Below are 24787 nucleotides of genomic sequence, written 5' to 3' on the forward strand. Positions count from 1 at the left end.
GCCTTCCCCAATCCCAGCCAGCCAAACCCCGCCCGCAGGCAAAGCCCTAACCAGCCAAAATCAGACCCGGCGGCTTGTTGTTATCGGACGAATACCGACGTCGCCGCCTAAGCAAAAATCCCGGCCCCTCCCCTCCAGGAAGGAGCCGTAGACCCCGCTTAGCCTGAACCAACAATTCCAACTCAACCCCATAACCACAATACCCCTCCAGATAGCCAAAAACAATCTATCGAATAGTAATAGCAACCCTAGTGGATGGGTCATAATCCATCTGAAGGGGTTGGGGCGTCAGCGCGGAAATCTCCCAATGGAACGAAAATATCTATATAAAATAATAATCTAAATAAGCTTGTCGCCTTCCCGCCCCTCGCCCTCGTTCGAAAACGACTCGCGCGCCCCCTGCCCGCCACAGGGAGTGTGTGGCGCCGCTGACACGCTTGCGGCGAAATCCTCAGCGGACGGCCTCCAAGGCGTTGCGAATATCCTTGACAGAGGCGGGACCGTCACGGTCGGTGAGCGGCGCAAGGCCGAAGCGAACCTCGATGGTGCGCAGAATCGACAGCGTGTCATAGACCGTCTTGTCGATGAATCCCTTCTTCGCATAGGGCGAAATGATGAGCGTCGGCACGCGGGTTCCCGGGCCGTACGCATCTCGATGCGGCGGCGGCACGTGATCCCAGAAGCCGCCGTTCTCATCCGCCGTAACGATGATCAGCATGTCGTCCCAATTGGGGCTCTGGCGCAGTCTCGCGACGACTTCCGCGATGTGGGCGTCGCCCGCGGCGAGATCGGAATAGTCGGGATGCCCGTTAAACATGCCAAGCGGCTTGTAAAAGCTCACTTGCGGCAGATCGCCTTTGTCCGCGGCGCAGAAAAAATCGTCGGCATCTTTAAGATTGGCGCGTCCTTTTTGTCCTTCGGCGTAATTGGCGAAATATGCAAAGGGCTGATGGTGAGTCTGAAAGACGTCCGGCTTGCCGTCGCCGTAAGGCTTGAGGCGGCCCCCGGTGACGTCGCGCCAGCCGCCCGCGTACCAGGCCCAGGTGACGCCTTTCTCCGTCATTCGATCGCCGATCGTCGGCTCGTGCAACGGCGGAAGACGATCCTGCCCTTCCGTCTTGTCGTGCTTGGAGACCGGATTTGCGGGTTGAAGCGTTCCGATCGCCTCCAAATTTTCTGTCAAGGCGCCAAGGTTCTTGTGGCGCGGCGGCCCGTCGAGCACGCTTTTCGGCGAATCCTCTCTGCGGGCGCGAATCTTGAGTTCCGCCCCTTTAGAATCCTTGATGCTCGTCAGCTCCGACAGAAATTTTTTCTTCGTGGACTCGACAGGATTGTCGAAGACCGGCGCGCAACCGCAGATCAAAAAGAAATGATTAAGCATCGAGCCGCCGAAGGCCGCATGAAAAAAATGGTCAGCGAGCGTGAATTCCTTCGCCAAGGCCCACTGCTTCAGCGCTGAGCCGTCGTAATAGCCCATGACCAGCGCGCCGGCGTTCGAGGCCTCGACGAAGCGGTCCATTTTTTCGCCGTCGATCTGCTCCTGCTCGAGATAGAAGTCATGCACCGGATCCATCGTGTGGCCATCGATGTCGACATACGGTTCGAGGCGAAACGGGGCGTTGGGCAAGCGTCGCGGAAAGCGATCGTCCCATCGCGGGCGCGGCAGCGCGGCGAGCGGCTTTCCGTCGAAATCGACTTGCGGGGGGTGCTGAGCGGAATTGACGCCCTCGGCGCCGGGAAACAGCCCGAACACATGATCGAAGCTGCGGTTCTCGGTGAAGATGACGACGATATGGCCGATGCGCGCAAAGGGGTTTTCCTCTTCGGCGACGGCCGGCGCGCCCAGCGCAAGCGCCGCGCAAAACGATAAAATTGAAAAACGGAGTCTGGCCTTCATGAAACGATCCTCCCGCGCGGCCCACGCCGCGCGGGAGGATTATCGACCCGCAAACGCCATTTTGTGACATGCCGCCTAGAGCAGGTTCCGAAAAAGTTGACAGACTTTTTCGATGAGAACCTGCTCCAATATTTTGATTTTGAGCGATTCCTTATCGATCACATGATTCCATGTGATCGGGAAGCGCTCTAGGCAGCGGCGGCCCCGGAGCCGGGCTTATTGCGGCCGCGGCGTATCCTTGGTGCGCGACGGGAGCATGGGATAGGACACTTTGGGCTGGTCGCCGGTCAATGTTCCAAGAAATGCGACGATCGCGCCGAGATCCTCTTTCGACAGAGTCTCGCCGAGTTGATCCTTCGCCATGATGTCGGCCGCCTCTTCGAGCGTCCAAACCGAGCCGGTATGGAAATAGGGCGCGCGCAGCGCGACATTGCGAAGCGGCGCCGAACGGAAGACGAATTCGTCCGCGGCGTCATGCGTCACCTTGGCGCGTCCCTTGTCCGCGGCGGGGAGAATCTCCTCGCCCGGCTTCTGCGCCACGCCGAAGGGGAAATAGCCGTTGCCGCCGATGTTCACGCCGCCGTGACAGCCTCCGCATCCCTTGTCGATGAAAAGGCGCAGGCCCTTCTTCTCGACATCGTTGAGTGCGGCGTCTTCGCCCTTGAGGAAACGATCGAAACGCGAATTGGGCGTCGTCAGCGTGGCCTCGAAGGCCTCGATCGCCTTCGCCATATTGTCAAAGCTCACCGGATTGGGATCGCTCGGAAAGGCCGCCTTGAAGGCCGTCACATAGGCCGGAATGCTGTTTAAGGTCTTCTCGACCTCCGCCGGCGTATTGTTCATTTCGACGTCGGCCTGCACCGGGCCCTTCGCCTGCGCCTTGAGATCGACCGCGCGGCCGTCCCAGAACTGGGCGACGTTGAAAACGGCGTTGAGCACGGTCGGCGCGCGGCGCGGACCTTTCGCCCAGCCATGTCCGATCGAGGTGGGGCCGGCGTCGACGCCGCCCGTGCCGAGATTGTGACAGCTGTTACAACTGATGATCTGGCTCTTCGACAGGCGCGGATCGAAAAACAGCTTTTGGCCGAGTTCGATCTTCGCCGCCGTGATGTCGTTGTTCTTCACCGCCGTCGCGACGCTGGCGGCGTCGATCGGCTTGAAGATCGCATTGGCGTCGATGCGCAGATCGGCCGCCATCGCGAAAGCCGGCGCCAATAACGTCGCGGCGGCCGCCGCGATCCAGCTCCGATACATTTTTTGCTCCTTGCGTTTCCCGGCGCGCACGGACGCTCGCATTCGCAGGCGCAATGGCGTCCGTCGCATGGGGTTGGCTATCATAATCGGCCGCGTCGAGGAAGCGCGGCAAAGATTACGTTAGAAGGCGTGTCTCCATCTAAATCAAAAGACTATAACTTAAACATGACAGTTTAGAATGGGTTCAACTTTTAAGAAAAATTGGATCACGAGACTGTCGTTCATCATCGGATCGGGGAAAACATCGTGCGTTGCACAACTTCTTTATCCGAAAGAGCCGCTAGGAGCGGCCAGTTCTTCGCCAAGCGCGTCAATGTCATCGCGATGACTTGCCCAACAGGCAAAAGCGGAGCAAAGTTGGAATAAGAATAAAAACGGCGTCAGACCGATCGAAACGGGAGGGAGCTCATGACCGAGCGCGTTTTTTCCAGGCGGCTGCGCATCATCGGGACATTCATGAGAGCGGCCTGTTCGATCGGGGCTCTGCTCGCGATGGGCGCCCTCGCCCTCGCCGACCCCCTCGGCCTGCCGCAGGTCCCCGTTCCCGGCGACAATCTCCAATCGCCCGAAAAGATCGCGCTCGGCGACAAACTGTTCCACGACGCGCGCTTCTCCATCGACGGGACGGTGAGCTGCGCCACCTGCCACAATGACAAGAAAGCCTTCACCGACAGTCCGCTGCGCGTCTCCGAAGGCCATCATAAGCTCACGGGCACGCGCAATGCGCCGACCGTCATCAACTCGGCCTATTTCACGACGCTGTTCTGGGACGGACGTTCGGGTTCGCTCGAGGATCAATCGCAGCATCCCATGGTCAATCCCGTCGAAATGGGACTGCCCAATCACGAGCCGGTGCTCAAAATCGTGCGCGAGGACCCCGCCTATGTCGAAGCCTTCAAGAAAGTCTTCGGCAAGACCGGACGCGACGTGACGATGGAGGAAGTGAAGAAGGCGCTCGCGAGCTTCGAGCGCACGATCGTCTCGGGCGATTCGCCCTTCGACAAATGGTATTTCGGCGGCGATCGCAACGCCATCAGCGAGCAGGCCAAGCGCGGCTTCGACGTTTTCGTCGGCTCGGGACGCTGCGTGTCCTGCCATGTCGTCGAACAGACGCAGGCGCTCTTCACCGACAACAGATTCCACAATATCGGGGTCGGCATCAACAGGATCCAGGCCGACGTGCCGCGTCTCGCCGAGCAATTCCTGAAGGCCAAGGCGGCGGGCGCCGAGGTCGACAAGGCGGTTCTCTCCGATCCGAAAGTCTCCGACCTCGGCCGGTTCGCCGTGACCGATTCCTTCGACGAGATGGGCGGCTTCAAGACATCGACGCTGCGCAATATCGCGGTGACCGCGCCCTATATGCACGACGGCTCGCTGAAGACGCTCAAGGACGTCGTCAAACATTACAACGAAGGCGGAAAGAGCCCCGGCGATCCGTCGCCGATCAATCCTTACCTTTCCGGCGGCATCCGACCGCTGAATCTGACGGACCAGCAGATCGACGACCTCGTGGCGTTCATGGAGACGCTGACGAGCCCCGCTTTTGCGGCGGCGCAGACGAAATAAGCGTTCGCGCAACCGATACATTCAAATAAGCGGCGCAGTTTTTAACGCAGCCGCAAGGGAGGACAGGAGATGAGCAGGCTCGTCACAAGACGCAGCGTGATCGCCGCCGGCGCCGCCGCCGGAACGCTGACCACGCTGCCGATCTCCATGGTGCGTCTCGCCTTTGGCGGCGCGCGCGAGGATTTCAGCTTCACCTATATTTCGGATTCGCACATTCAGCAGATCAAGGGCGCGAGCTTCGTGCGCAACTGGGACACGGGGTTGAAGCGCGCCGTCGCCGAGGCCAACCTCATCACGCCCGAGACGGATTTCGTCATGTTCGGCGGCGATCTCGCGCAGCTCGGCAAGAAGGACGAACTCGACCATGGCGCCGAGATGCTGTCGCATCTCAAAGGGAAGCTCCGCTGCGTGATGGGCGAGCACGACTATTATCTCGACCTTGGAGAATATTGGTCGACGCTGTTTGGGCCGCATTGGTACAGCTTCGACCATAAGGGCGTGCATTTCGTCGTGCTCAACTCGATTCTCACGACCGACGAGTGGACTTTCCATCGCTGGCCCACGGCCGAGCAGCGCATGCTCGAAATGGCCGGCCTCGACAATCCGAACGGCTCGCCCTTCATGGTGGGCGCCAAGCAGCGCGCCTGGCTGAAGAGCGATCTCGACCAGGTCTCGAAGGACACGCCGATCGTCGTGTTCTCGCACTCGCCTTTGCAGAAAATCTACAAGGGCTGGAACTTCTGGACGGACGACGCCGAGGAGGTGCAGGCGCTGCTGCAGCCGTTCAAGACGGTCAACGTCATCTACGGCCATGTGCATCAGATCCAGTACAATCAGATCGGCAACATCGCCTTCAACGCCGTGATGGCGACGGCCTGGCCCTGGCCTTACCCCGACACGTACGCCCAGGCGGGCGCGCATGTGCCGGTGCTGACGGTGCCGATGAACCGCGCCGATCCCTTCTTCGAGCGCGACGCCACCGGCTGGCAGTTGATCGACGTGAACAGCGGCCGGATCACCGCGCGCTATCAGCTTTGGGACAACCAGGAGCGCGTCGTCGGTTTCGATCCGAAACAGGGCAAGCCCGTCGATAAAAAATATCAGGAGGCGGTCATCCGCAAAGCGCCGCAGACCCATTATTGACGCAAGGAGAATGACGATGCGCCGCTTTACGACTGCGTTCGCGCTTGGCGCCTTTGCTTTTGGCGCGCTCGCTCTTGGCGCGCTGCCCGCCTCGCCGGTCGCGCGCGCCGACGAATTTACGAAAACGGACGTCGACCGCTGGCAGGGCGAATTCGACACGGTGGTGAAGAGAGGCCGCGAACTCTGGACGAGCGGCGAAGTCGGAACCAATGGCGTCGCCTGCGCCCAATGCCATCCCAACGCCGCCAACACCCATCCCGAAACCTATCCGAAATTCCAAAAGCAGCTCGGCAAGGTCGCCCAGCTCTTCGAGATGGTGAACTGGTGCATCCGCAACCCGCTGCAGGGCGCGCCGATTGCGGCGGACGATCCGAAGATGACCGCGTTTATTTCCTACATCCATTACGAGCGCCGGGGCGTCCCGCTCGCGCCGGGCAAGCATTGACAGACGAGATACGCTGAATAAAACCGCGGCGGGAACGATCCCGCTCGCGGCGCGTTTGCCTAAATCCTTTATTCTTGGGGCCCGGTCCGCCGGGCCCAAAAATTGAGTATTCACAATGGTTGAGCAACTCATCGATCGGATTTACGAATGCTCCTTCGCGCCCGACATGTGGCCGGAAGTGCTGGACGAACTGTCCCATCTCGCGGAAGCCAAGGGCGGGGTGCTCTTCGCCGCCCGCGAGCGGGTCTCCCGCTGGACCTCCTCCCCGCCCTTCACGAGCATGTCGAGAATTTCATGCGCGGCGACTGGCTGGCCAATTGCACGCGCGGCGGCCGGCTGTTCAGCCGGCGCCATCCCGGCTTCCTCACCGACGACGACGTCTATACCGCCGAGGAGCTGGAGCGGGACCAGAACTATTGCGAGTTCCTGAAGCCGCGCGGGCTCGGATTCAGCGCGGCGACCGCGATCGCGCTCCCCACCGGCGACACCAGCATCATTTGTCTGGAACGCGCGCATAATCGCGGGCCGGTGGAGCCCGCGATCATCCGCCAGCTCGACGAATTGCGGCCGCATCTCGCCCGCGCCGCCTTCCTCGCCACGCGCCTCCAGCTCGAACGCGCCCGCGTCGCGGGCGAAACCTTCGCGCTCATCGGCCTGCCGGCGCTGGTGCTCGACGACGATGGCCGGGTCATTTCCGCGAACGACCCCAGCAACGCGCTGGGGAAATTCGTTCGCTGGCGCGCCCATGACCGCGTCGCGCTGGTCGATGCAGGGGCCGACGCGCTGTTGCGTCAGGCGATCGAGGCGCTTCACGACGATCTCGTCGGCGCGCCGCGCTCCTTCGCCATGCGTTCGAGCGAGGACGACGCCCCGATGATCGCCAATCTCGTTCCGATCCGCGGCGCGGCGCGCGATATCTTCGTTCGTTGCGCGGCGGTTCTGGTGATGACGCAGGTGGGCGCGCCGCAGGCGCCGGGGCTCGAGCTGGTGCAGTCGCTCTTCGACCTCACTCCTGCCGAGGCGCGGGTGGCGCGCGGCCTCGTCGTCGGCAAGACGCTTGAAGAAATCGCCGCCGACCAGTCCGTCTCCCGCAACACGGTGCGCACGCATCTCCGCGGGGTGATGGAGAAGACCGGCTGCAATCGTCAGGCGGAAGTCGTCGCCCTGCTTGGCGGCCTGACCCCGCTCGCTTCCTCAAAAAGCGCCTAGAGCAGGATCGTTTGATTGGAATCGCATCGCGCTTCCATCAAGAACGATCTCGCTCCAGCGTCGACATTCAAAATCAACATTTTGGGCCGGCATCATCCATTTGGACGATGCCGGCTTATTACTTTGGTCATAGCTTATTAATCGAACGCTGGGGGGGCGGACGAAATTGCCGCGGACGCTTCATTAACTCGGGGTTCGAAGACTATTCGCTCAATTTTCAGACCACCTTTTTGAGCGATCGTATGAGCAGCTCTTTCTCCTACAAATTTGGGGGGCCTTCGCGAGGCCCTCTTTTTTTGTCCGAAACTGGCGCACGGCGGTTCGGCTAGAAAATGCGTCAACCAAAAAGAGGGCCTGTTCCTGGATTAAGATCCTCGGACAGGCCCTACAGCGCGTCGCGATAGGCGCGCAGTTCGTCCTGAATCGCTTCAATTCCGGAAAGCTTCCAGAAATCGGCGATGTCGATCCGGGTCGCGCCCGCGATATCGAAATCGCCTGCGCCGTCTTCAGGAATGACGAGCGTCGCCGGCAATTCGCCGTCGAGCTTCAAGACATGCGCGACGCCATTGTGGCGGCCGAAGAACCAGCTCGTCACGGCGCCGTCGACGCCTCTGCTCTCGCCCAGATATTTCTCGGCTTTCGTCATTTGGCTTCCGTTCGCTTCGGGGGTCAGACGCCCGTCGGATAGTTGGGGCTCTCGCGCGTGATCGCCACGTCATGCACATGGCTCTCGCGCAGGCCAGCGTTGGTGATGCGCACGAATTGCGCGCGCTCCTGAAACTCCTTGATCGTCGGCGCGCCGACATAGCCCATGGCGGCCCGCAAGCCCCCGGCGAGCTGATAGAGGATCGGCGCGAGCGGCCCGCGATAAGGCACCTGCCCCTCGATGCCCTCGGGCACCAGTTTGAGCTGGTCCTTCACGTCGCCTTGGAAATAGCGGGTGGCGGAGCCCGCCGTCATCGCGCCGACGGATCCCATGCCGCGATAGGCCTTGAAGGACCGCCCCTGATAGAGAAAAACCTCGCCGGGCGATTCCTCCGCGCCGGCGAAGAGCGAGCCGATCATCACCACATCGGCGCCGGCCGCGATGGCCTTCGCGAGGTCGCCGGAATATTTCACGCCGCCGTCGGCGATGATGGGCACGTCGGCCTTATGCGCCTCCTCGGCCGCCTCCATGATCGCGGTGAGCTGCGGCACGCCGACGCCCGCGACGATGCGGGTGGTGCAGATGGAGCCGGGGCCGATGCCGACCTTGATCGCGTCCGCGCCGGCGCCGACCAGCGCCTTGGCGGCCTCGGCGGTGGCGATATTGCCGGCGATGATCTGGACCTTGTTCGAGGCTTTCTTGACCCGCGCCACCTGGTCGATCACCGCCTGCGAATGGCCATGCGCCGTGTCGATGACGACGCAATCGACGCCGGCGTCGATAAGCTGGAGCGCGCGCTCGAAGCCATGGTCGCCGACGGTCGAGGCCGCCGCGACGCGCAGGCGTCCTTCGCCGTCCTTGCAGGCGTAAGGGTGAAGCGTCGCCTTCTCCATATCCTTGACGGTGACGAGGCCGACGCAATGATAATCCTCGTCGACGACGATGAGCTTCTCGATGCGGTGCTCGTGCAGGAGCCGTTGCGCCTCCTCCTGCCCTACGCCCTCGCGCACGGTGACAAGCTTCTTCGTCATCAGCTCATGGATGGGCTGGCTGCGGTCCTGGGCGAAGCGCACGTCGCGATTGGTGAGAATGCCGACGAGCCTTCCCTTGCCGCCATCGCCCGCGCGCTCGACCACGGGAATGCCGGAAATGCCGTGGCCCGCCATCAGCGCGAGCGCGTCGGCGAGCGTCTCGTCGGGGAAGATGGTGATCGGATCGATCACCATGCCGCTCTCGTAGCGCTTCACCTTGCGCACTTCGGCGGCCTGGGCGGCGGCTGAGAGATTCTGGTGGATGACGCCGATGCCGCCGGCCTGCGCCATGGCGATGGCGAGCCGCGCCTCCGTGACCGTATCCATGGCGGCGGAGACGATCGGCAGGTTGAGCGTGATGTCGCGCGTGAGGCGGCTGGTGACGTCGACGCTCGAGGGCATCACCCGCGAATGGCCCGGCCGCAGCAGAACGTCGTCGAACGTCAGCGCTTCGGTCAGGGTGACGGGCGATGCGGCCATGGGGCGCCAACTCCTTTAAGCGGAAGCGCCGGGACGCCAGCCGCTGGGATGCGATGCGACGGCTTGCGCCGTCATGGGTTGGCGCGTGCTCATAGCATTATTCAGGACGAAGGCAAATGACAGGGGCGCAACAGCCCTCCCCTTGAGGGGGAGGGTGGGAATGCCCGGCGCGACGCAAAAATTTGATATGCTTTTGAACAATCAACCGATCGGAGCGCGAGCGCCTAGATGCGATTAGTCCAATTGAGCTTTGCCTCCCGCCTGGTCGCGTTGGTCGCCGCCTTGAGCGTCGGCGCGACGCTGATGTCATCGATTCTGCTTTCCTGGTCCAATTACCGGGCGATGATCGAGGAGGCGCAGGTGCAAGGCGAAAGCGTCGCGCGCGTTCTGGCGAGGAGCGCAAGCCTCGCGCGCGAACTTCCGATCGAAGTCGAGCAGATGTTCTCGCAGCATATGCTCGTCGCGGCCGAGCTGGTGGCCCAATTCGTCGACGCGGCGGAAAAAGCCGGCATGACCCCGGCCGAAATCAACAATAGGCTCACCGCGATCACCGACAAGACGGTGCTCGACGAATTCTGGGTCACCGACGAAAATGGCCGCGCCTATATCCACAGCAATAGAAACGCCGATTTCCTCTTCAGCCCTTCCGCCGAGCAGCAGCCGCAGGCGCATGAATTCTGGGACCTGCTGACCCGCAAGAAGGACAAGATCATTCAGGACGCCAGAAAGCGGGAGATCGACCATCAACAGTTCAAATATGTCGGCGTCGGCGGCGCGGATAAGCCGCGGATCGTCCAGGTCGGCTACAATGCGCGCTTTCTCGAGGTTCTCGACGAGCAGATCGGCCTTCCGCGCGTGATCGACAATATTCTCGGCAGCGGCGAAATCGACGCCATCTTCGTCTTCAACAAGGAATCGAGCCTGATCGCCAGCCCGAAAGCGGGACGGGCGATTGGCGACGGCGGCCAGCTGACGGAGCGCGAGTTGGCGCCCCTTCACAGCGTCATCGCGACCGGCCAGTCGCGGTCGGTGATCGGGAAGACCAAGTTGAGCGTCATCTCTCCGATCAACGGAGAAAACGACGCCGTGATCGGCGCCGCGCTGATCCGAATGCCCATGACCCGCCTCAATAATATGCTCATTATGCAGATCGAGGCTGCGCTCGCGATCGCGCTTGGCGCAACCTTGCTCGGCGGCGGCATGGCGGTCTGGTTTGCGCGCAAGCAGACGGCGCCGGTCGTGGCGATCACCAACGCCGCGCGCAATGTCGAGCGCAGAGCGTTTTCTCCAGGCGAATTGTCGGCGGTCGAAAGCCGCAACGACGAGGTGGGTCAACTCGCCCGCGTCTTCACGAAAATGGCCCAGGATTTTCTCGACCGGGAAAGAACTCTCGACGCGCTCGTGAAGCAGCGAACCCAGGCGCTCGAAGAGCGAAACACCGAGCTCGAAAGACTGTCGGCGCGGCTCTCGAAATATCTTTCGCCCCAACTCTACGGCACGCTTTTCAAGAATAATCAGGTCGCGTCAATTTCGGCCAAGCGAAAGAAACTGACGATTTTCTTCGCCGACGTCGTGCGCTTCAGCGAGATGGCGGAGCATCACGAAGCCGAAGACGTCACCCGCATGCTCAATGATTTTCTTAATGGGATGGCGGTGATTGCGCTCGCCTATGGCGCGACCATCGACAAATATATCGGCGACGCCGTCATGATCTTCTTCGGCGATCCCGAAACGCGCGGCCTCAAGGAGGATGCGCTCGCCTGCGTTTTCATGGCGCTCGACATGCAAGCGATGACCGGACGGCTGGAGCGCGAATGGCGCGACCAGGGCCTCGACCAAAGGTTTCAAATCCGTATCGGCGTCAATACCGGCTATTGCACCGTCGGCGATTTCGGCAGCCAGGAGCGGATGGATTACACCATCGTCGGCCATCAGGTGAATGTCGCGGCGCGCCTCGAACAATCGGCCGCGCCGGGCGCGATCCTCATTTCCCACGAGACGATGACGCTCGTCGAAGACGCGGTCGAGGCGGAGGAACAGGCGCCGCTGCAGGTGAAGGGCATCACCGCGCCGATCCGCACCTATCGGGTGATCGGGAAAAAGCGGCCGCCGACGACAGCGGTCATTCACGAGGAGCGGGAGGGCCTCGTCGTCGACGTCGATCTCGTAAAGGCTAATAAGAACGAGGCGATCGGCCTGTTAGAGGCGACGATCGAGCGCATCCGTTCGACGGAAGGGTAGCGGGCGCGGAACTGGGCAGGAAGAGCGCGAACATAGCCACGCCTCTCCCTCCCTGCCGCTTCGCGGAGGGAGGGGAACGCCGCGCCCGACGCCGAATTTCCTTGCAATTCGCTCCCGCCCGCGTGGTAGAACGCCCGCCTGCCCAATTCACAAGGGATTTTAGATGCCTGAAGTCATCTTCGCGGGCCCGGCCGGAAGGTTAGAGGGCCGCTTCCATCAGTCCGCCACGCGGGGCGCGCCGATCGCCATCATTCTGCATCCGCATCCACAATTCGGCGGCACGATGAACAATCAGATCGTCTACCACCTCTATTACGCTTTCGCGGAGCGGGGCTTTTCCGTGCTGCGCTTCAATTTCAGGGGCGTCGGGCGCTCCCAAGGCTCCTTCGACCATGGCGCGGGCGAACTTTCCGACGCGGCGGCGGCGCTCGACTGGGCTCAGTCGGTGAACCCGGAAGCGCGCGCCTGCTGGATCGCCGGCGTCTCCTTCGGCGCCTGGATCGGCATGCAGCTTCTCATGCGCCGGCCGGAGATCGAAGGCTTCATTTCGGTCGCGCCGCCCGCGAACCGGTTCGACTTCTCCTTCCTCGCCCCCTGCCCGTCCTCGGGCCTTTTCGTCCATGGCGATCAGGACCGGGTCGCGCCGCTTAAGGAAGTGACGGGGCTCATCGAGAAGCTCAAGACGCAAAAGGGCATCCTCATCGAGCATGCAGTGGTCGAGGGCGCGAACCATTTTTTCGAGAACAAGGTCGAGCCCTTGATCGCCCATGTCGACGCCTATCTCGACAGGCGGCTCGGCAATCCGCCGCGCATCGCCATTCCCGCGCGGGGCGACTAAGCCTTCTCAGGAGGCGGCGCGGGCCAATACGCCGCCCGGCAGCGCCGCCGGCGCGCCCGTCGTCGTCGGGAAGGTGAGCGGCAGTCCCTCCAGCACGCGGGCGGCGAGATAGGCGAAAGCCTGCGCCTCCATCGAATCCGCCGACCAGCCCACGGCGTCCGCCGTCGTCACCCGGCAAGGCAGGCGCATGACGAGCTCGCGCACGAGGATCGGATTGCGCGCCCCGCCGCCGCAGACGATGAGCAATTGCGGCTGCGTCGGCAGATGCGGAAAAAGCCGCAGCACGGAGGCCGCCGTGAAGGCGGTGAGGGTCGCGGCGGCGTCCTCGGTCGAGAGCTTCGCCACGGCGTCGAGCGCGAAGGCGTTGCGGTCGAGCGATTTCGGCGGCGGCTCGTCGAAGAAGGGATGCGCGAGCATCTTGAGCAGCACGGCCTCGTTGACGCGCCCGCGCGCCGCCATATGGCCGTGGCGGTCGATCGGCGCGCCGGTGCGCTGAAGCATCAGATCGTCGATCAGCGCATTGCCCGGGCCCGTGTCGCAGGCGATAGGCTCCATGCCATCGGAGACATAGGTGACATTGGCGACGCCGCCGATATTTAGAAGCGCCACCTCGCCCTTCATGCCGCCGCCCGCGACGAGGGCGCGGTGGAAGACGGGCACGATCGGCGCGCCCTCCCCGCCCGCGGCGATATCCGCCGCGCGGAAATCGTAGGCGACGTCGATGCCGAGGCGCGACGCGAGCGCCGGCCCGTCGCCGATCTGGATGGTGAGCTTTTGCTTCGGGCGATGCAGCACCGTCTGGCCATGGAAGCCGACGATATTGACGCTCGCGGGGTCGATCGCGTTGTCGTTCAGAAGCGTCTCGACGGCCTCGGCGTGGCGGTCCGTCACCATGCGCTCGGCGAAGGCGAGCACGCCCGGCCGCGCATTGCGGTCCTCCAGCGTCGCGGCTTCGGCGAGGGCGTTGCGCAACAGCGCGCGGTCGGCGTCGTTATAGGGGTAATGGCCGGTCGGCCCGAAGGCGACGCTTGTCTCGCCATCGGTTTCGATCAGCGCGACATCGACGCCGTCCATCGACGTGCCGGACATGAGGCCGATTGAGCGGTAGAGGGGCAAGAGGCGATCACTCACTCACGAGTATCAACTAGAACTGGGCGGCAACTCGAGTTCCTTGAGTAGAGTTATCGCTTTCTCCAGACGGCCAAAGTTGGCTTTTCCCGGCTTGCGACGCTCTAATTCTTGTTGCCAATCAGCTAATTTTTCAACCTGAGTCAGCCAATGGATGGTGGCGGCAAGCTCCAAAGCAGTTGAACTCTCAGAGTTAAGTCGCGCAAGAAGATTGCGAGCGCCTTCTTGAGATAATTCCCCCAACTGTTGAAAATCTGACATAGGCCGATGGCTTCGGAAAATGCTGAAAGGAGCGCCATCCAGTTTTCGAAACTCAGTTGTTTCCTCCAATGTATCCCAAAACTTGGCGTCCGTGACAGCGTCGGCGATTGCTTCCGAATAAGGACCATAATGATGGTAAGTGAACTTGGCGTCGCTTTTCAGGCCCTTCTGCTCCAGCAAATAGACGATTTTTTGCAGACGGATTCGTCCGACGAGTTCGCCTCCAGAGAGAGCGACAACGCCAACGACGATATCATCGAGTTTCGTCATCGCGTTCTCCGGTAACCTTCAAAACTGAATTTCGTACTGATTCGTCTAGAAAATAATAACGCAAAATTTCCTCGCCTGCCGCCAAGGCCTGCACAGGCTTAGAAAGGCGTGCAACATCAACTGGTTCATCATGTTTGCGTCTGATATAAACACGCTTGTGAGGCTTCACATTTTCGCGTTGCGCATCCTTGTAGATTGAGAGTGGCGCCCGATCCACGAAAATCGAATTTTCCATTTTTGGTAGCAATTTCGTATCAATGAAACGTCTACGAGCCTTATCGAGAGCGGTCGGATTCTGTATGTCGATTGCAACAGATTTCATTAACTTTCGATCGCGAATGCGTTTCGCTTGATCCTTTAGAGAGCCGTTGCCTCTTTCGGCTGTTATCTCAATGGCGCTCCAAACGACCGCATCATCGAGATCAAGGTATCGCCTGATATTTGGCTCTTCCGCGTAGTAGGTTCGTAGTGGGTGATCCTCGTGCACGGCAAGATTCGCAACGACTCCCCTCGCCGATTCATTCGCAAATTCCAAAAGGAATTTGGATATCATTTGTTCCATTCCGCGCGTCGCGTGATGGAGATAGACTTGCGAATAAAGATGATACCGTGCCAGAATGAACGCTTCGACAGCCTGTAGGGCTTTCTCTTCAAAGGCAAATGTTTCGATTTTTTCTGTAGGGCTTTCTGAACGATCGATAGCGACTGCGCTCTCTCCTTCCTCCACCACGCTCGGCACCTGCACCACTCTCAGGTTGTCCAACAGCCACTCAAAGTCGATCGCGCCCGCGCCCGAGCCTGTCATCAATCGGTCGCGCTGAAGATAGTCGAGGCGATCAGCGTCAAACGAACTCGAGACAACAGCAGCATAAATGTCGGTTGGATCGGTCGTGAGCAAGGACGCCACATCGTCAGCGATAGCGCCATTGGCGCCGAATATTTCTTTGAGCACCTGTCGAACGCCATGCCTCTCCGAAGCAATGATCTCGGCAGTCCAGTGCTCATGATCTTTGTAAAGGCCCGGTCGATCCTTTAAGCGATCTATTTCGGCAATCTCAAAAGCGTGGCTGAATGGCCCATGCCCGATGTCGTGCAATAGAGCAGCAATCAACGCGACTCTAGCTTTATTGGGATTCCAGTCTGAGCATTGGTTCTTGGCTATTGTCATCAGTTTGCGCGCTACGTGGAAGACGCCAATTGAATGTGCGAAGCGCGTATGGGTTGCACCTGGAAATGTGAATTCCGAAACTCCCAGCTGCTTAACGCGTCGGAGACGTTGGAACTCAGGAACATTGATCAACTGCCATGCCGCTTTATCAACTTCGCTGTCCCTGTTCTCCAGATCGAAAATGATAAGGTCGTGAACTGGATCGCGTATTCGCTTAAAATGAGCCATCTGAAGTCCGTTCCGGAACCCCTTGGGGAAATAGAATCAAAGTGAACTGACCATGACTTGACCCGTTAGAAAAGCCTACCGCTTCCCCTCCCACGCCCAGGCCGCGACCACCGCGCCAAGCAGCGCGAGCATGGCCCAAAGCCCCAAGCCCAACGGCGCGATTTCGACGCCGACGAGATTTGAAGCGCCGGTCTGCCTGATCCCGATCCAATCGGCGCCGCCGTAACGATTGGCGTCGCGCAGCTCCACGACGCGCGGCATGGAGACGCTGTCCGCCGCGCCGCTCGACAGCCGCCGCACGGTCCCGCCCGTCGCTTCGGCGAGCGGCCGCAGTTTCTCGGTCGTCGAGGCGACCTCGCGGAATTCGCGGGGATTAGGCGGACCGACATTGACGAGCGCCGTCAGCCCGTCGCTCTCGAAGCGCCACAGGCCCATCTCCTTCGCATCGAACTGCGCGCGCCATAGTCCCGGCTCGCTTTGCGACACGGCGATCTCTTCGCGCGCGCCGGAGGGCGCCGTGGCCATCACCGGCGCCGCCGTATCTTTCAGCGTCTGGCGCTCGACGCTGACCTCGCGGCCGCGCGCCGAGGCGCGCAGCGCCTCTTCCTCGAGGTCAGGCTCCTTCATCAGCCAATGCGCGAGCCGGCGCATGAGATCGACATGGGGTCCGCCGCCGTCATAGCCGCGCGCCCAAAGCCAGAGCTGGTCGGAGAGCAGCAGCGCGACGCGGCCCTTGCCTTCATGCGCGAGCACGAGCAGCGGCTTGTCGCGCGCGCCGGACAGGATGGAGTCGCCCTTCACAATGTCGGCGTCGACCTGACGGAACCATTCGCCCCAATTGGGCGGCTCCGCCTTCGCGCCGGCGAGGCCGCGCGTCACCGGATGTTTCTCCCCCGCCTTGCTCACGCGGGCGCGAAACGGCAGCTCCAGAAGCGCGCCGTCGGGGCGCGCCGGCAGAATGCTTTCGAGCGGCGAGTAATAGAGGCCGCGCAGCGTCGCGTAATCGGGGCCGACCGCGGCGAGAAAGGCGCCGCCATTCTCCACGTAATGCGAGATATTCTCGAAATAGACCGAGGGCAGCAGTGTCTGGTTCGAATAGCGATCGAAGATGATGAGATCGAATTCATTGATCTTGCGCCCGAAGAGATCGGCGGTCGGAAAGGCGATCAGCGACAATTCATGCGCGGGCGTGATGTCGAGCTTTTCCGGCGGACGCAGAATGGTGAAATGCACGAGCTCCACATTGGCGTCGGCGCGCAGGAGATTGCGCCAGCTGCGCTCGCCGGGATGCGGCTCGCCGGAGACGAGGAGAACCTTCAAGCGATCGCGCACGCCTTCGATGGCGACGACGGCCTTATTGTCGAAGGGCGTCAGTTCGCCCGTCCCCGTCGGGATTTCGAGCTCGACGACATTCTGGCCGCCATGTTCGATGCGCACCGGAATATTGACGATGTCGCCCGGCACGGGGCTGAAGGTCGCGAGCGCCACGCCGTCGCGGCGCACGGAGATGGGAATGCGCGCGCCCGCGCCGCCCGTGTCGACGACGCGCGCGCGGATGATCTGATCCTTGCCGACGATGCCGAAGCGCGGCGCTTCGATGAGCTCGATGCGGCGGTCGCGCTCGCCCTCATGGCCGGTGACGAGCGCATGCACAGGCCCTTTGAAGCCGAGCGATTCGGCCTTGCCCGGAATGTCGTGAACGACGCCGTCGGTGAGCAGCACGGCGGCGCCGATGCGCTCGGGCGGCACGTCCTTCAAGGCCTCGGCGAGCGCGCCGAAAAGCTTGGTGCCGTCATTGCCGGAGGCGTCATTGGTGACGTTGACGACGCGCGTTTCGATGTCGGCGAATTTCGCCAGCGCCGCGCCCAGCGCCTTGCGCGCCTCCTCGGTCTGCGCCGCCCGGCCGCCGAAATTCTGGCTCTCGCTTTTGTCGATGGCGATGGCGACGACGCTTTTCTGCGGATCGCGCTTCTCGCGCACGAGCGAGGGATCGGTCAGCGCCGCGAGCAGCAGAGCGAGCGCAAGCGCGCGCAAGCCGACGCCGCGCTGGCCCCTCGCGGCCAGGAGCAGCAGCGCGCCCACGCCAAGCGCGGCGAGCGCGATAAGGAGCGGCCACGGCGCGAGGGGCGAGAAGGCGAGCGCGAGGTCGGTCATGTCGCCCTGCTCCCAACGTCTCGGCCAATCCCCTGGCCCCTCGCCTCACCTCTCCCCGCAAGCGGGGAGAGGGGCCATCGGCGCCGCGCCAACGTCAATCGACGACGGAGACCGTGACGTCGCCGCCTCCTCTCCCCGCTTGCGGGGAGAGGTAAGGTGAGGGGCTCGGGTGAGTTCGCGTCGTGCGGATCGCCGCTCACTGCCCGAGCCTTTCCAATAGATCGCGGACGTGAACCTGATCGGATTTGTAGTTGCCGGTCAGCGTATACATCACGAGATTGATGCCGCCGCGGATGGCGAGTTCGCGCTGGCGGGCGCCGCCGGGCGTGAGAGGAAACAGCGGCTGGCCGCTCTTGTCATGCGCCCAGGCGCTGGCGAGATCGTTGGAAGTGATGACGATCGCCGAGACGCTGTCGGTCGCGCGCACGGGGCGCGACGCCTGATCCTTGGACTCTGCGGGCAGCGCCTCGACCCATGTCTCGCCATTGGCGTAGCGGCCGACGAAACCGTCGAGCAGATAGAAGGTTTTGGTGATGACGTGATCGCGCGGCGTCACTTCCAGTTCCGGCACGTCCAGTCCCTTGCTCAACTCCCGCAGCCATTGGGTCTCTGGCGTCGCCACGCCGCCCGGCCGCTGCCCCAGCGCGTCGCGCGTGTCGAAGACGATGGTGCCGCCCTGCTTCATATAGGCGGCGACCTTGGCGACGGTCTTCGCCGTCGGCTGCGGCGCGCTTGCGACGATCGGCCAATAGAGCATCGGATAAAAGGCGAGTTCGTCCTTTGCCGGATCGACGCCGACCGGCGGTCCCGGCGAGAAGGACGTTCGCATGGCAAGCGCCTTGGAGAGCGCCTCGAGACCCTGATGCGAGACCTCGTCGACGCGGGCGTCGCCGGAGACGACATAGGCGAGGCGCGTCGTCAGCGCGGCCTCCTTGTCGCGCTGCGTCGCGGCCGGCTTTTGCGCGGACTCGGCGGCCGCGCGATCCGTCGTTTCGCTTGCGCAGAGCATCAGCAGCGCGGCGGCCGCGGCGCCGAGCGGCCGCAACCGAAGCTTTCCGGCGAGCGTCAAGCCGATCAGCGCATCAGCGATAAACGCGGCGAGAACGAAGACGAGCAGCGGTCCCCGGAAATCCACCTGCGCGCCGGATTGCAAGGCGTTGACGGCGAGGCCCGCGCCGGAGAAATCGAAGGCGGCGAGTTCGTCGTCGGGGCGCAAGGTCTGCACGGCGACGAAAGCCTCGCCCGCGCCATAGAGGCCCGGCGGATGCTCGGCGCTTGCGGGACCCGCAAAGCCCGCCGTGATCGCCTGCGCCATCGGCCCCGGCGCGCCGAGCGCGCCAAATCCGTCAAGGGCGCGCAAGGGGGCGAGAATCGGCTGATCGGCCGCGCGCGTCGCCTCGGATTCATCGCCCCCAAGCGGCGCCGACTCGCCCGCCATCGCGCCGATGCGTTTCAGCATATCGACGAAGAGGCCCGAGATCGGCAGATTCGACCAGTTAGCGTCGGCGTTCACATGAAAGAGAACGATAAGGCCTTTGCCGCGCCGCTCCGCCGTCACCAGCGGCGTGCCGTCGGAAAGGCGCGCCCAGGTCTTCGCCGAAAGGCCGGGGTCGGGCTCGGCGAGAACCTGCCGCTGCACGCTCACGTCCTTTGCGGCGGGCAGTCCGAAGAAGGGACTTGCGGCGTCGAATTCGGCGAGCGCTTTCGGCTCTTCCCAGGACATCGCGCCGCCGAGCACGCGGCCGTTGCGGCGCAGCCGGACGGGCAAGAGATCGTCGCCGGCGTTGGCGAGGCGCGGACCGGCGAAACGTATGAGGGTCCCCCCTTCCTCGACGAAGCGAGACAGCGCGTCGAAACTCTCGCCGGGCGCAAGGCTGACGTCGGCGAGCGCGACGATGTTCGGCCGCTCAGCGAGCAGGGTTTCGATCGGATCGACGACGCCCGGCCGGGCGAGGCGCACCTGCGCGAAAGGCGCCAGCGCCTTTTCGAGATAATAGAGCGGCGCGAGAAGCGGCTGCGCCTCGTCGAAGCCGGCGCCGCCGATGAGCGCGACGCGCTTCACTTTCGATCGCGCGTCGAGCAGCGCGACGGCGCCCGCCGAATTCTCGCCCTCGATCCGTAGATAGCTCACGTCGTTACGCAGTTCGACCGGCAGGTCGATCGTCGCCTTGACGCGCCGCGCGCCGCCGAAATCGACATTGGCGCGACGGATCGTGCGGCCCTTGGCGTCCACCGCGACAATGGCGGCGGACGGGTCGTCGCCGACGCGCAACGCGTCGACGCTAAGCGCGGCGGCGTCATTGACGGGCGCCGCAAGCGCGCGCGGGGCGCGGTCGTCGGCGTAGACATCGAAGCCGCCCGTGGCCGCCTCCCTCAACGTGCGGGCGAAGCCTGCCGCATCGCCCTGCGCCAGCCCGTCGCTGATCCAGACGATGCGCAGGCCCGGATGCGCGCCGGCGAAAGCCGCGATTTGCTCGCCCATCGCCTTTCGATCCGGAAGAAAGGGCTTGGGCCGCGCCGAACGTAGCTTTTCCGTCGCGCGGCCGCCGTCTGCGAGGGAAGGCTGCGCCGTTTCCGAGGAGAGCGCCACCGCGACCGGCGCGCCGGCGCGCGCGGCCGCCTCGATGAGCGACGCCCCGCCTGCGATGCGCTGGTCCCATGTCGGCGCCGCGGGCCAACCGTCATCGAGCACGATCAGCGTCGGCGCCGAAGAGATGACCGTCGCGCCGCTCGGCGCCCAGACCGGCCCCGCCATGGCGAGGATCAACGCCCCCGCGAGCGCGAGACGCAGCGCCATCAGCCACCAGGGCGTCTTGGAGGGCGTCTCTTCGTCGGGCTTCAATTCGCGCAGGATTTTGGTCGGGGGAAAGACGATCTCGCGCGGGCGCGGCGGCGTCACCCGCAGCAGCCAATAGACGAGCGGCAAAGTCGCGAGGCCAAGCAGAGCGAGCGGCGCGGCGAAGGACAGCATCAGCGCCGCTCCCCGAATTGGCCCGCGCCGAGAAGGCCCATGGCGAGCGCGAGCGCCGCTTCCGCCGCCGGCCTGTCGGTGTGATGCTGCAGAAAGAGAAAGCCCGCCCGCGCAGCCGCCGCCCGAACGCCTTCGCGATGCGCGTCAAAGCGCTGGGCGTAGGCCGCGCGCAGGCTCTTCGCTTCGCCCGCGTGAAAAGAGGGCCCGCCATCCGTATCGAGAAACATGGTCTCGCCGGAAAAAGGCAGGCTTTCTTCGGAAGGATCGATCACCATCAGCAGCGCGCCGGAAGCGCCGGCGTCGGCGAAGCGGCGCAGCCGCGCGAAGAGCGCATCGGGCTCGATGAGGAAATCCGAGATCAGCACCACCTTCGCGCGGGGACGCAGCGGCGCTTGCGGCGGCAGGTCGTCATGCGTCGTCTCCGCGACATTGTCGGCGAGCGCCCGCGCCAGCCGGTCGATCACATCGCGCGCGGAGACCGGCGCGGTCAGCCCCAGCGCCGCGACGCGCTCGCCGCCGCGCACCAGCACTTCCGCGAGCGCGAGACCCAACGTCACCGCGCGCGACAGCTTGTCGTCCGAGGCGAGCGAAGAGGCGAAGGCCATGGAGGGCGAACAGTCCATCCACAGGAAATAGTCGTGCGCGGCCTCCCATTCGCGCTCGCGCACGTAGAGCTGGTCGCCGCGCGCGGAGCGCCGCCAATCGACGCGATGCGCCGATTCGCCGGAGGCGAAGGGACGATACTGCCAGAAGGTCTCGCCGGCGCCGGCGCGTTTGCGGCCATGGACGCCATAGGCGAGGCTCGCGGCGACCTCATGCGCGCGCGCCACGAGCCTCGGGATCCGGCTCGCGAGGTCGGCGGCCGCCCCGCCGTCAGCCGCAGGCCGACTCGCGGGGTCATAGGCGCGCGTGGCGACGGGGTCGATCATCGCCCCGCCGTCACCCGATCCTTGCGACGAGCTTGTCGATCACCTCGGAGACGCTCGTCTCGCGGCGCGCGGCGAAATTTAAGGCCATGCGGTGGCGGAGCACCGGCGCGGCGAGCTTCGCCACATCGTCGAGCGAAGGCGCGAGACGCCCGGTGACAAGCGCGCGGGCGCGGGTCGCGAGCATTAAGGCCTGTGCGGCGCGCGGCCCGGGGCCCCAGGCGACATGCTGCGCGATCTCGGGATCGCCCTCGCCGGGCCTTGCGGCGCGCACGAGATCGAGGATCGCGTCCACGACTTTCTCGCCGATCGGTAGCCGGCGCACGAGCCGCTGCGTCGCCATCAGCTCCTCGGCGTCGAGCGCCTGGCTCGCTTCGACGGTCTTCTCGCCCGTCGTCTCCATAAGCACGCGGCGCTCGGCCTCGCGGTCGGGGTAATGCACGTCGATCTGCATCAGGAAGCGGTCGAGCTGCGCCTCTGGCAGCGGATAGGTGCCCTCCTGCTCGAGCGGATTTTGCGTCGCGAGCACGTGGAAGGGTTTGGGCAAATCGTAACGCTTGCCGGCGACGCTGACGTGATGCTCTTGCATCGCCTGCAACAGAGCCGACTGGGTGCGCGGCGAAGCGCGGTTGATTTCGTCGGCCATCAGAAGCTGGGTGAAGATCGGCCCCTTGATGAAGCGGAAGGAGCGCGAGCGGTCGGCGCCCTCCTCCAGCACTTCGGAGCCGAGAATGTCGGCGGGCAGAAGGTCGGGCGTGAACTGCACGCGTTGTTCGGCGAGGCCGAGCGTGCGGCCCAGTGTTTCGACAAGCTTGGTCTTAGCAAGGCCGGGCACGCCGACAAGAAGCCCATGGCCTCCGGCGAGTATCGTGACAAGCGCCTGCTCGACCACCTCATCCTGGCCGAAAATGACGGCGCCGATCGCGGCGCGGGCCCGGCCGATATGATCCAGCGCGCGCTCGGCGGACTGAACGACGGCGGCCTCGAACGAGGTCGGCGCGGAATCGAGTGAGGTCATGTTTCTCTCGGAGTTGGATTGGCCCTCTTATAAGGGCGATGCGCCGCGGCCATTATGTGCCCTTCGCTATGACCATGAAGGGCGAAAGGGCGAGAATTGCGGCGAAAGGCTATTCTGGCGTCCGGTTCTGTGAAATTCAAGGGCGGAAACGGAGAAGCCCACATTCCGCGCGTCCGGGGCGATTGTTCAGCTCGCTGTGCGCCAATGTATAATCGGACGCCAAATCCTTTCATGAAAGGCTTCCCCGCCCATGTGGCGCGCCGTCTTCCAAACCGCCCTTCTGTTCCTCGCGCCCTTCGCAGCTTATGCGCTGTTTCATCTATTGCAGCTGCGCTGGCCTTTCGTGCGCGAACTCTGGCAAGGCCGAATCCTGTCGCTCCTGACCATCGCCGGCCTCGTCGTCGCCATCGTCGGCATGGTGACGCTCGGACTGACCCGCCTCAATCAGGGCGTCTATGTCCCCGCCCATATGGAGAATGGGAAATTAAAGCCGGGCCGCTTCGAATGAAGGCGGCGGCGCGGCTGCTTGACGATCCGCGTCTTGCGACGCTGTTTGCGGCGCTCGCAAAGACAGGCGCCGAAACGCGCGTCGTCGGCGGCGCGGTGCGCGACGCGCTCATCGGCTTGCCGCCGCATGAAATAGACCTCGCGACGACCGCCCTGCCCGAGACCGTTCTCAAGGCCGCGCGCGACGCAGGGCTGAAGGGCGTGCCGACCGGCGTCGAGCACGGCACGGTGACGATCGTCGTCGCCGGAACGCCTTTCGAGGTGACGACGCTGCGCGAAGACGTCGAGACTTATGGGCGCTTCGCGAAAGTGCGCTTCGGCGGCGATTTCGAGCAGGACGCGCGCCGCCGCGATTTCACGATCAACGCCCTCTCGCTCACGGCGGACGGCGCATTGCACGATTATGTCGGCGGAATCGCGGACATTGAGGCGCGCCGCGTCCGCTTCATCGGCGACGCGGCAACGCGCATCCGCGAGGATTATCTGCGCATCCTGCGATTCTTCCGCTTCAACGCCTCGCATGGCGAGGGTCAGTTCGACCGCGACGGGCTGCATGAATCGATCGTCGCGCGCGAAAATCTCTCGCGTCTGTCGCGCGAGCGCGTTCGCGCGGAACTGATGAAACTGCTGCTGGCGCGCCGCGCGCCGGAAGTGATGCGCGCCATGTCGCAGGCGGGCGTGATCGAAGTGATTCTGGGCGTCGGCTATCCGGCGCGCCTGCAACGGCTCGCCGAATGCGAGGCGGCGCGCAGCAAGCCCGCCGACGCCGTGCTGCGGCTCGCCGCTTTCGCGGCGCAGACGGTTTGGGACGCCGAGCGGCTGCGCGATCGGCTGCGGCTCTCGAACGACGAGTCCGCCAGGCTCTCGGCGGCGGCGCGCGCGCTCGTTCCTTTGCATGGAATCGATAAGCCGCCGCCGGTCTCGCATCTGCGTGAGATGCTGTTTCTCTGCGGCTCCCGCGCGGCGGCCGACGCGCTCGCTTTGGCCCATGCCGAAAGCGCGGCGGCGCCAGGCGACGCCGATTGGCTGGAGGCGGCCCGCTATCTCGACGAGACGCCGGCGCCCGCCTTCCCGATCAGGGGCGCGGACCTCATCGCGCGCGGCGTCGCGCCGGGCAAGGAATTGGGCGAGGCGCTGAAGGTCTTGCAGGCGAAATGGATCCGCGAAGGCTTTCCGCGCGATCCGGCGGCGGTGAAGCGGCTTGTGGAGGAGGCGGTGGGCAAGGACGCGAATTAGCCTCCCTCCCGTCATGGCCGGCCTTGAGCCGGCCATCCGCGCGAGTGAGGGGGCAAGCCCAAGTCGTGGATGGCCGCGACAAGCGCGGCCATGACGGCTAACCGCCCTCCGCCCGCGCCAGCCGCTCGAATACCCCATCACAAGCGCGCTTGTCGCAGAACACTCGGCTC

The 24787-nt window shown here is 63.7% G+C and carries 19 protein-coding genes; 8 read left to right on the plus strand and 11 right to left on the minus strand.

Features of this window, described 5'->3' with window-relative positions:
- Positions 1–451 precede the first annotated feature (451 nt).
- On the minus strand, positions 452–1897 hold the full coding sequence (gene acpA / locus V3H18_RS05835) for an acid phosphatase (protein WP_332081023.1): 1446 nt from the start codon (positions 1895–1897) through the stop codon (positions 452–454).
- 216 nt (positions 1898–2113) lie between these two features.
- The gene (locus tag V3H18_RS05840; protein ID WP_332081024.1) at positions 2114–3151 is read right to left on the minus strand and encodes a cytochrome-c peroxidase; all 1038 of its coding nucleotides are present in this window, start codon (positions 3149–3151) and stop codon (positions 2114–2116) included.
- Positions 3152–3559: 408 nt separating this feature from the next.
- On the opposite strand from V3H18_RS05840, the gene V3H18_RS05845 reads away from it, so the two are divergent.
- The 4 genes from V3H18_RS05845 (at position 3560) to V3H18_RS05860 (ending at position 7514) form a co-directional block, all read left to right on the plus strand.
- Entirely contained in the window at positions 3560–4717 is a 1158-nt protein-coding gene (locus V3H18_RS05845) for a cytochrome-c peroxidase (RefSeq protein ID WP_332081025.1), read from the plus strand.
- 69 nt (positions 4718–4786) lie between these two features.
- Entirely contained in the window at positions 4787–5860 is a 1074-nt protein-coding gene (locus tag V3H18_RS05850; RefSeq protein WP_332081026.1) for a metallophosphoesterase family protein, read from the plus strand.
- A gap of 16 nt (positions 5861–5876) precedes the next feature.
- Entirely contained in the window at positions 5877–6305 is a 429-nt protein-coding gene (locus tag V3H18_RS05855) for a c-type cytochrome (RefSeq protein WP_332081027.1), read from the plus strand.
- Positions 6306–6599: 294 nt separating this feature from the next.
- Complete coding sequence (locus V3H18_RS05860; RefSeq protein ID WP_332081028.1) at positions 6600–7514, plus strand: helix-turn-helix transcriptional regulator; 915 nt, start codon at positions 6600–6602, stop codon at positions 7512–7514.
- Between the two features lie 385 nt (positions 7515–7899).
- Here the strand turns inward: V3H18_RS05860 and V3H18_RS05865 are convergent, their stop codons facing one another.
- On the minus strand, positions 7900–8160 hold the full coding sequence (locus V3H18_RS05865) for a hypothetical protein (RefSeq protein WP_332081029.1): 261 nt from the start codon (positions 8158–8160) through the stop codon (positions 7900–7902).
- A gap of 23 nt (positions 8161–8183) precedes the next feature.
- On the minus strand, positions 8184–9671 hold the full coding sequence (gene guaB / locus V3H18_RS05870) for an IMP dehydrogenase (protein WP_332081030.1): 1488 nt from the start codon (positions 9669–9671) through the stop codon (positions 8184–8186).
- A gap of 303 nt (positions 9672–9974) precedes the next feature.
- Here guaB and V3H18_RS05875 point away from each other — a divergent pair, with 303 nt between their 5' ends.
- On the plus strand, positions 9975–11912 hold the full coding sequence (locus V3H18_RS05875; protein ID WP_332081031.1) for an adenylate/guanylate cyclase domain-containing protein: 1938 nt from the start codon (positions 9975–9977) through the stop codon (positions 11910–11912).
- Positions 11913–12075: 163 nt separating this feature from the next.
- Positions 12076–12750 carry an alpha/beta hydrolase gene (locus V3H18_RS05880; protein ID WP_332081032.1) on the plus strand — a complete coding sequence of 225 codons (675 nt, stop codon included), beginning with the start codon at positions 12076–12078 and terminating at the stop codon, positions 12748–12750.
- 6 nt (positions 12751–12756) lie between these two features.
- Here the strand turns inward: V3H18_RS05880 and V3H18_RS05885 are convergent, their stop codons facing one another.
- The 7 genes from V3H18_RS05885 to V3H18_RS05915 form a co-directional block, all read right to left on the minus strand.
- Positions 12757–13881, minus strand: a complete 1125-nt coding sequence (locus tag V3H18_RS05885) for an anhydro-N-acetylmuramic acid kinase (RefSeq protein WP_332081033.1) — start codon at positions 13879–13881, stop codon at positions 12757–12759.
- A 9-nt stretch (positions 13882–13890) separates the two neighbouring features.
- Positions 13891–14409: a hypothetical protein gene (locus V3H18_RS05890; RefSeq protein ID WP_332081035.1), complete on the minus strand. Its 519-nt coding sequence runs from the start codon at positions 14407–14409 to the stop codon at positions 13891–13893.
- A complete protein-coding gene (locus V3H18_RS05895; protein WP_332081036.1) occupies positions 14393–15805 on the minus strand; it encodes an HD domain-containing protein in 1413 nt (470 codons plus the stop codon). The genes V3H18_RS05890 and V3H18_RS05895 overlap by 17 nt, the downstream gene beginning before the upstream one ends.
- A gap of 75 nt (positions 15806–15880) precedes the next feature.
- Positions 15881–17959, minus strand: a complete 2079-nt coding sequence (locus V3H18_RS05900; RefSeq protein WP_332081037.1) for a hypothetical protein — start codon at positions 17957–17959, stop codon at positions 15881–15883.
- Between the two features lie 196 nt (positions 17960–18155).
- A complete protein-coding gene (locus tag V3H18_RS05905) occupies positions 18156–20930 on the minus strand; it encodes a DUF4159 domain-containing protein (RefSeq protein WP_332081038.1) in 2775 nt (924 codons plus the stop codon).
- Positions 20930–21859 (minus strand): DUF58 domain-containing protein, encoded by a 930-nt coding sequence (locus tag V3H18_RS05910; protein ID WP_332081039.1) that lies wholly within the window; start codon positions 21857–21859, stop codon positions 20930–20932. The genes V3H18_RS05905 and V3H18_RS05910 overlap by 1 nt, the downstream gene beginning before the upstream one ends.
- Positions 21860–21869: 10 nt before the next feature.
- Positions 21870–22874: an AAA family ATPase gene (locus V3H18_RS05915; protein ID WP_332081040.1), complete on the minus strand. Its 1005-nt coding sequence runs from the start codon at positions 22872–22874 to the stop codon at positions 21870–21872.
- A 250-nt stretch (positions 22875–23124) separates the two neighbouring features.
- Between V3H18_RS05915 and V3H18_RS05920 the strand changes: the two genes are divergently transcribed.
- Complete coding sequence (locus tag V3H18_RS05920; RefSeq protein WP_332081042.1) at positions 23125–23382, plus strand: DUF6111 family protein; 258 nt, start codon at positions 23125–23127, stop codon at positions 23380–23382.
- The gene (locus tag V3H18_RS05925; protein ID WP_332081043.1) at positions 23379–24617 is read left to right on the plus strand and encodes a CCA tRNA nucleotidyltransferase; all 1239 of its coding nucleotides are present in this window, start codon (positions 23379–23381) and stop codon (positions 24615–24617) included. The genes V3H18_RS05920 and V3H18_RS05925 overlap by 4 nt, the downstream gene beginning before the upstream one ends.
- The last annotated feature ends 170 nt before the right edge of the window (positions 24618–24787 follow it).

The organism is Methylocystis borbori (assembly GCF_036576025.1).
In the GTDB taxonomy this organism is placed as follows: Bacteria; Pseudomonadota; Alphaproteobacteria; order Rhizobiales; family Beijerinckiaceae; genus Methylocystis; species Methylocystis borbori.

Excerpts from the sequence above, each read along its gene's own strand:
- acpA (WP_332081023.1), bottom strand. The coding sequence starts at position 1,897 with ATGAAGGCCAGACTCCGTTTTTCAATTTTATCGTTTTGCGCGGCGCTT.
- V3H18_RS05840 (WP_332081024.1), bottom strand. The coding sequence starts at position 3,151 with ATGTATCGGAGCTGGATCGCGGCGGCCGCCGCGACGTTATTGGCGCCG.
- V3H18_RS05845 (WP_332081025.1), top strand. The coding sequence starts at position 3,560 with ATGACCGAGCGCGTTTTTTCCAGGCGGCTGCGCATCATCGGGACATTC.
- V3H18_RS05850 (WP_332081026.1), top strand. The coding sequence starts at position 4,787 with ATGAGCAGGCTCGTCACAAGACGCAGCGTGATCGCCGCCGGCGCCGCC.
- V3H18_RS05855 (WP_332081027.1), top strand. The coding sequence starts at position 5,877 with ATGCGCCGCTTTACGACTGCGTTCGCGCTTGGCGCCTTTGCTTTTGGC.
- V3H18_RS05860 (WP_332081028.1), top strand. The coding sequence starts at position 6,600 with ATGCGCGGCGACTGGCTGGCCAATTGCACGCGCGGCGGCCGGCTGTTC.
- V3H18_RS05865 (WP_332081029.1), bottom strand. The coding sequence starts at position 8,160 with ATGACGAAAGCCGAGAAATATCTGGGCGAGAGCAGAGGCGTCGACGGC.
- guaB (WP_332081030.1), bottom strand. The coding sequence starts at position 9,671 with ATGGCCGCATCGCCCGTCACCCTGACCGAAGCGCTGACGTTCGACGAC.
- V3H18_RS05875 (WP_332081031.1), top strand. The coding sequence starts at position 9,975 with ATGTCATCGATTCTGCTTTCCTGGTCCAATTACCGGGCGATGATCGAG.
- V3H18_RS05880 (WP_332081032.1), top strand. The coding sequence starts at position 12,076 with ATGCCTGAAGTCATCTTCGCGGGCCCGGCCGGAAGGTTAGAGGGCCGC.
- V3H18_RS05890 (WP_332081035.1), bottom strand. The coding sequence starts at position 14,409 with ATGACGAAACTCGATGATATCGTCGTTGGCGTTGTCGCTCTCTCTGGA.
- V3H18_RS05895 (WP_332081036.1), bottom strand. The coding sequence starts at position 15,805 with ATGGCTCATTTTAAGCGAATACGCGATCCAGTTCACGACCTTATCATT.
- V3H18_RS05900 (WP_332081037.1), bottom strand. The coding sequence starts at position 17,959 with ATGACCGACCTCGCGCTCGCCTTCTCGCCCCTCGCGCCGTGGCCGCTC.
- V3H18_RS05905 (WP_332081038.1), bottom strand. The coding sequence starts at position 20,930 with ATGCTGTCCTTCGCCGCGCCGCTCGCTCTGCTTGGCCTCGCGACTTTG.
- V3H18_RS05910 (WP_332081039.1), bottom strand. The coding sequence starts at position 21,859 with ATGATCGACCCCGTCGCCACGCGCGCCTATGACCCCGCGAGTCGGCCT.
- V3H18_RS05915 (WP_332081040.1), bottom strand. The coding sequence starts at position 22,874 with ATGACCTCACTCGATTCCGCGCCGACCTCGTTCGAGGCCGCCGTCGTT.
- V3H18_RS05920 (WP_332081042.1), top strand. The coding sequence starts at position 23,125 with ATGTGGCGCGCCGTCTTCCAAACCGCCCTTCTGTTCCTCGCGCCCTTC.
- V3H18_RS05925 (WP_332081043.1), top strand. The coding sequence starts at position 23,379 with ATGAAGGCGGCGGCGCGGCTGCTTGACGATCCGCGTCTTGCGACGCTG.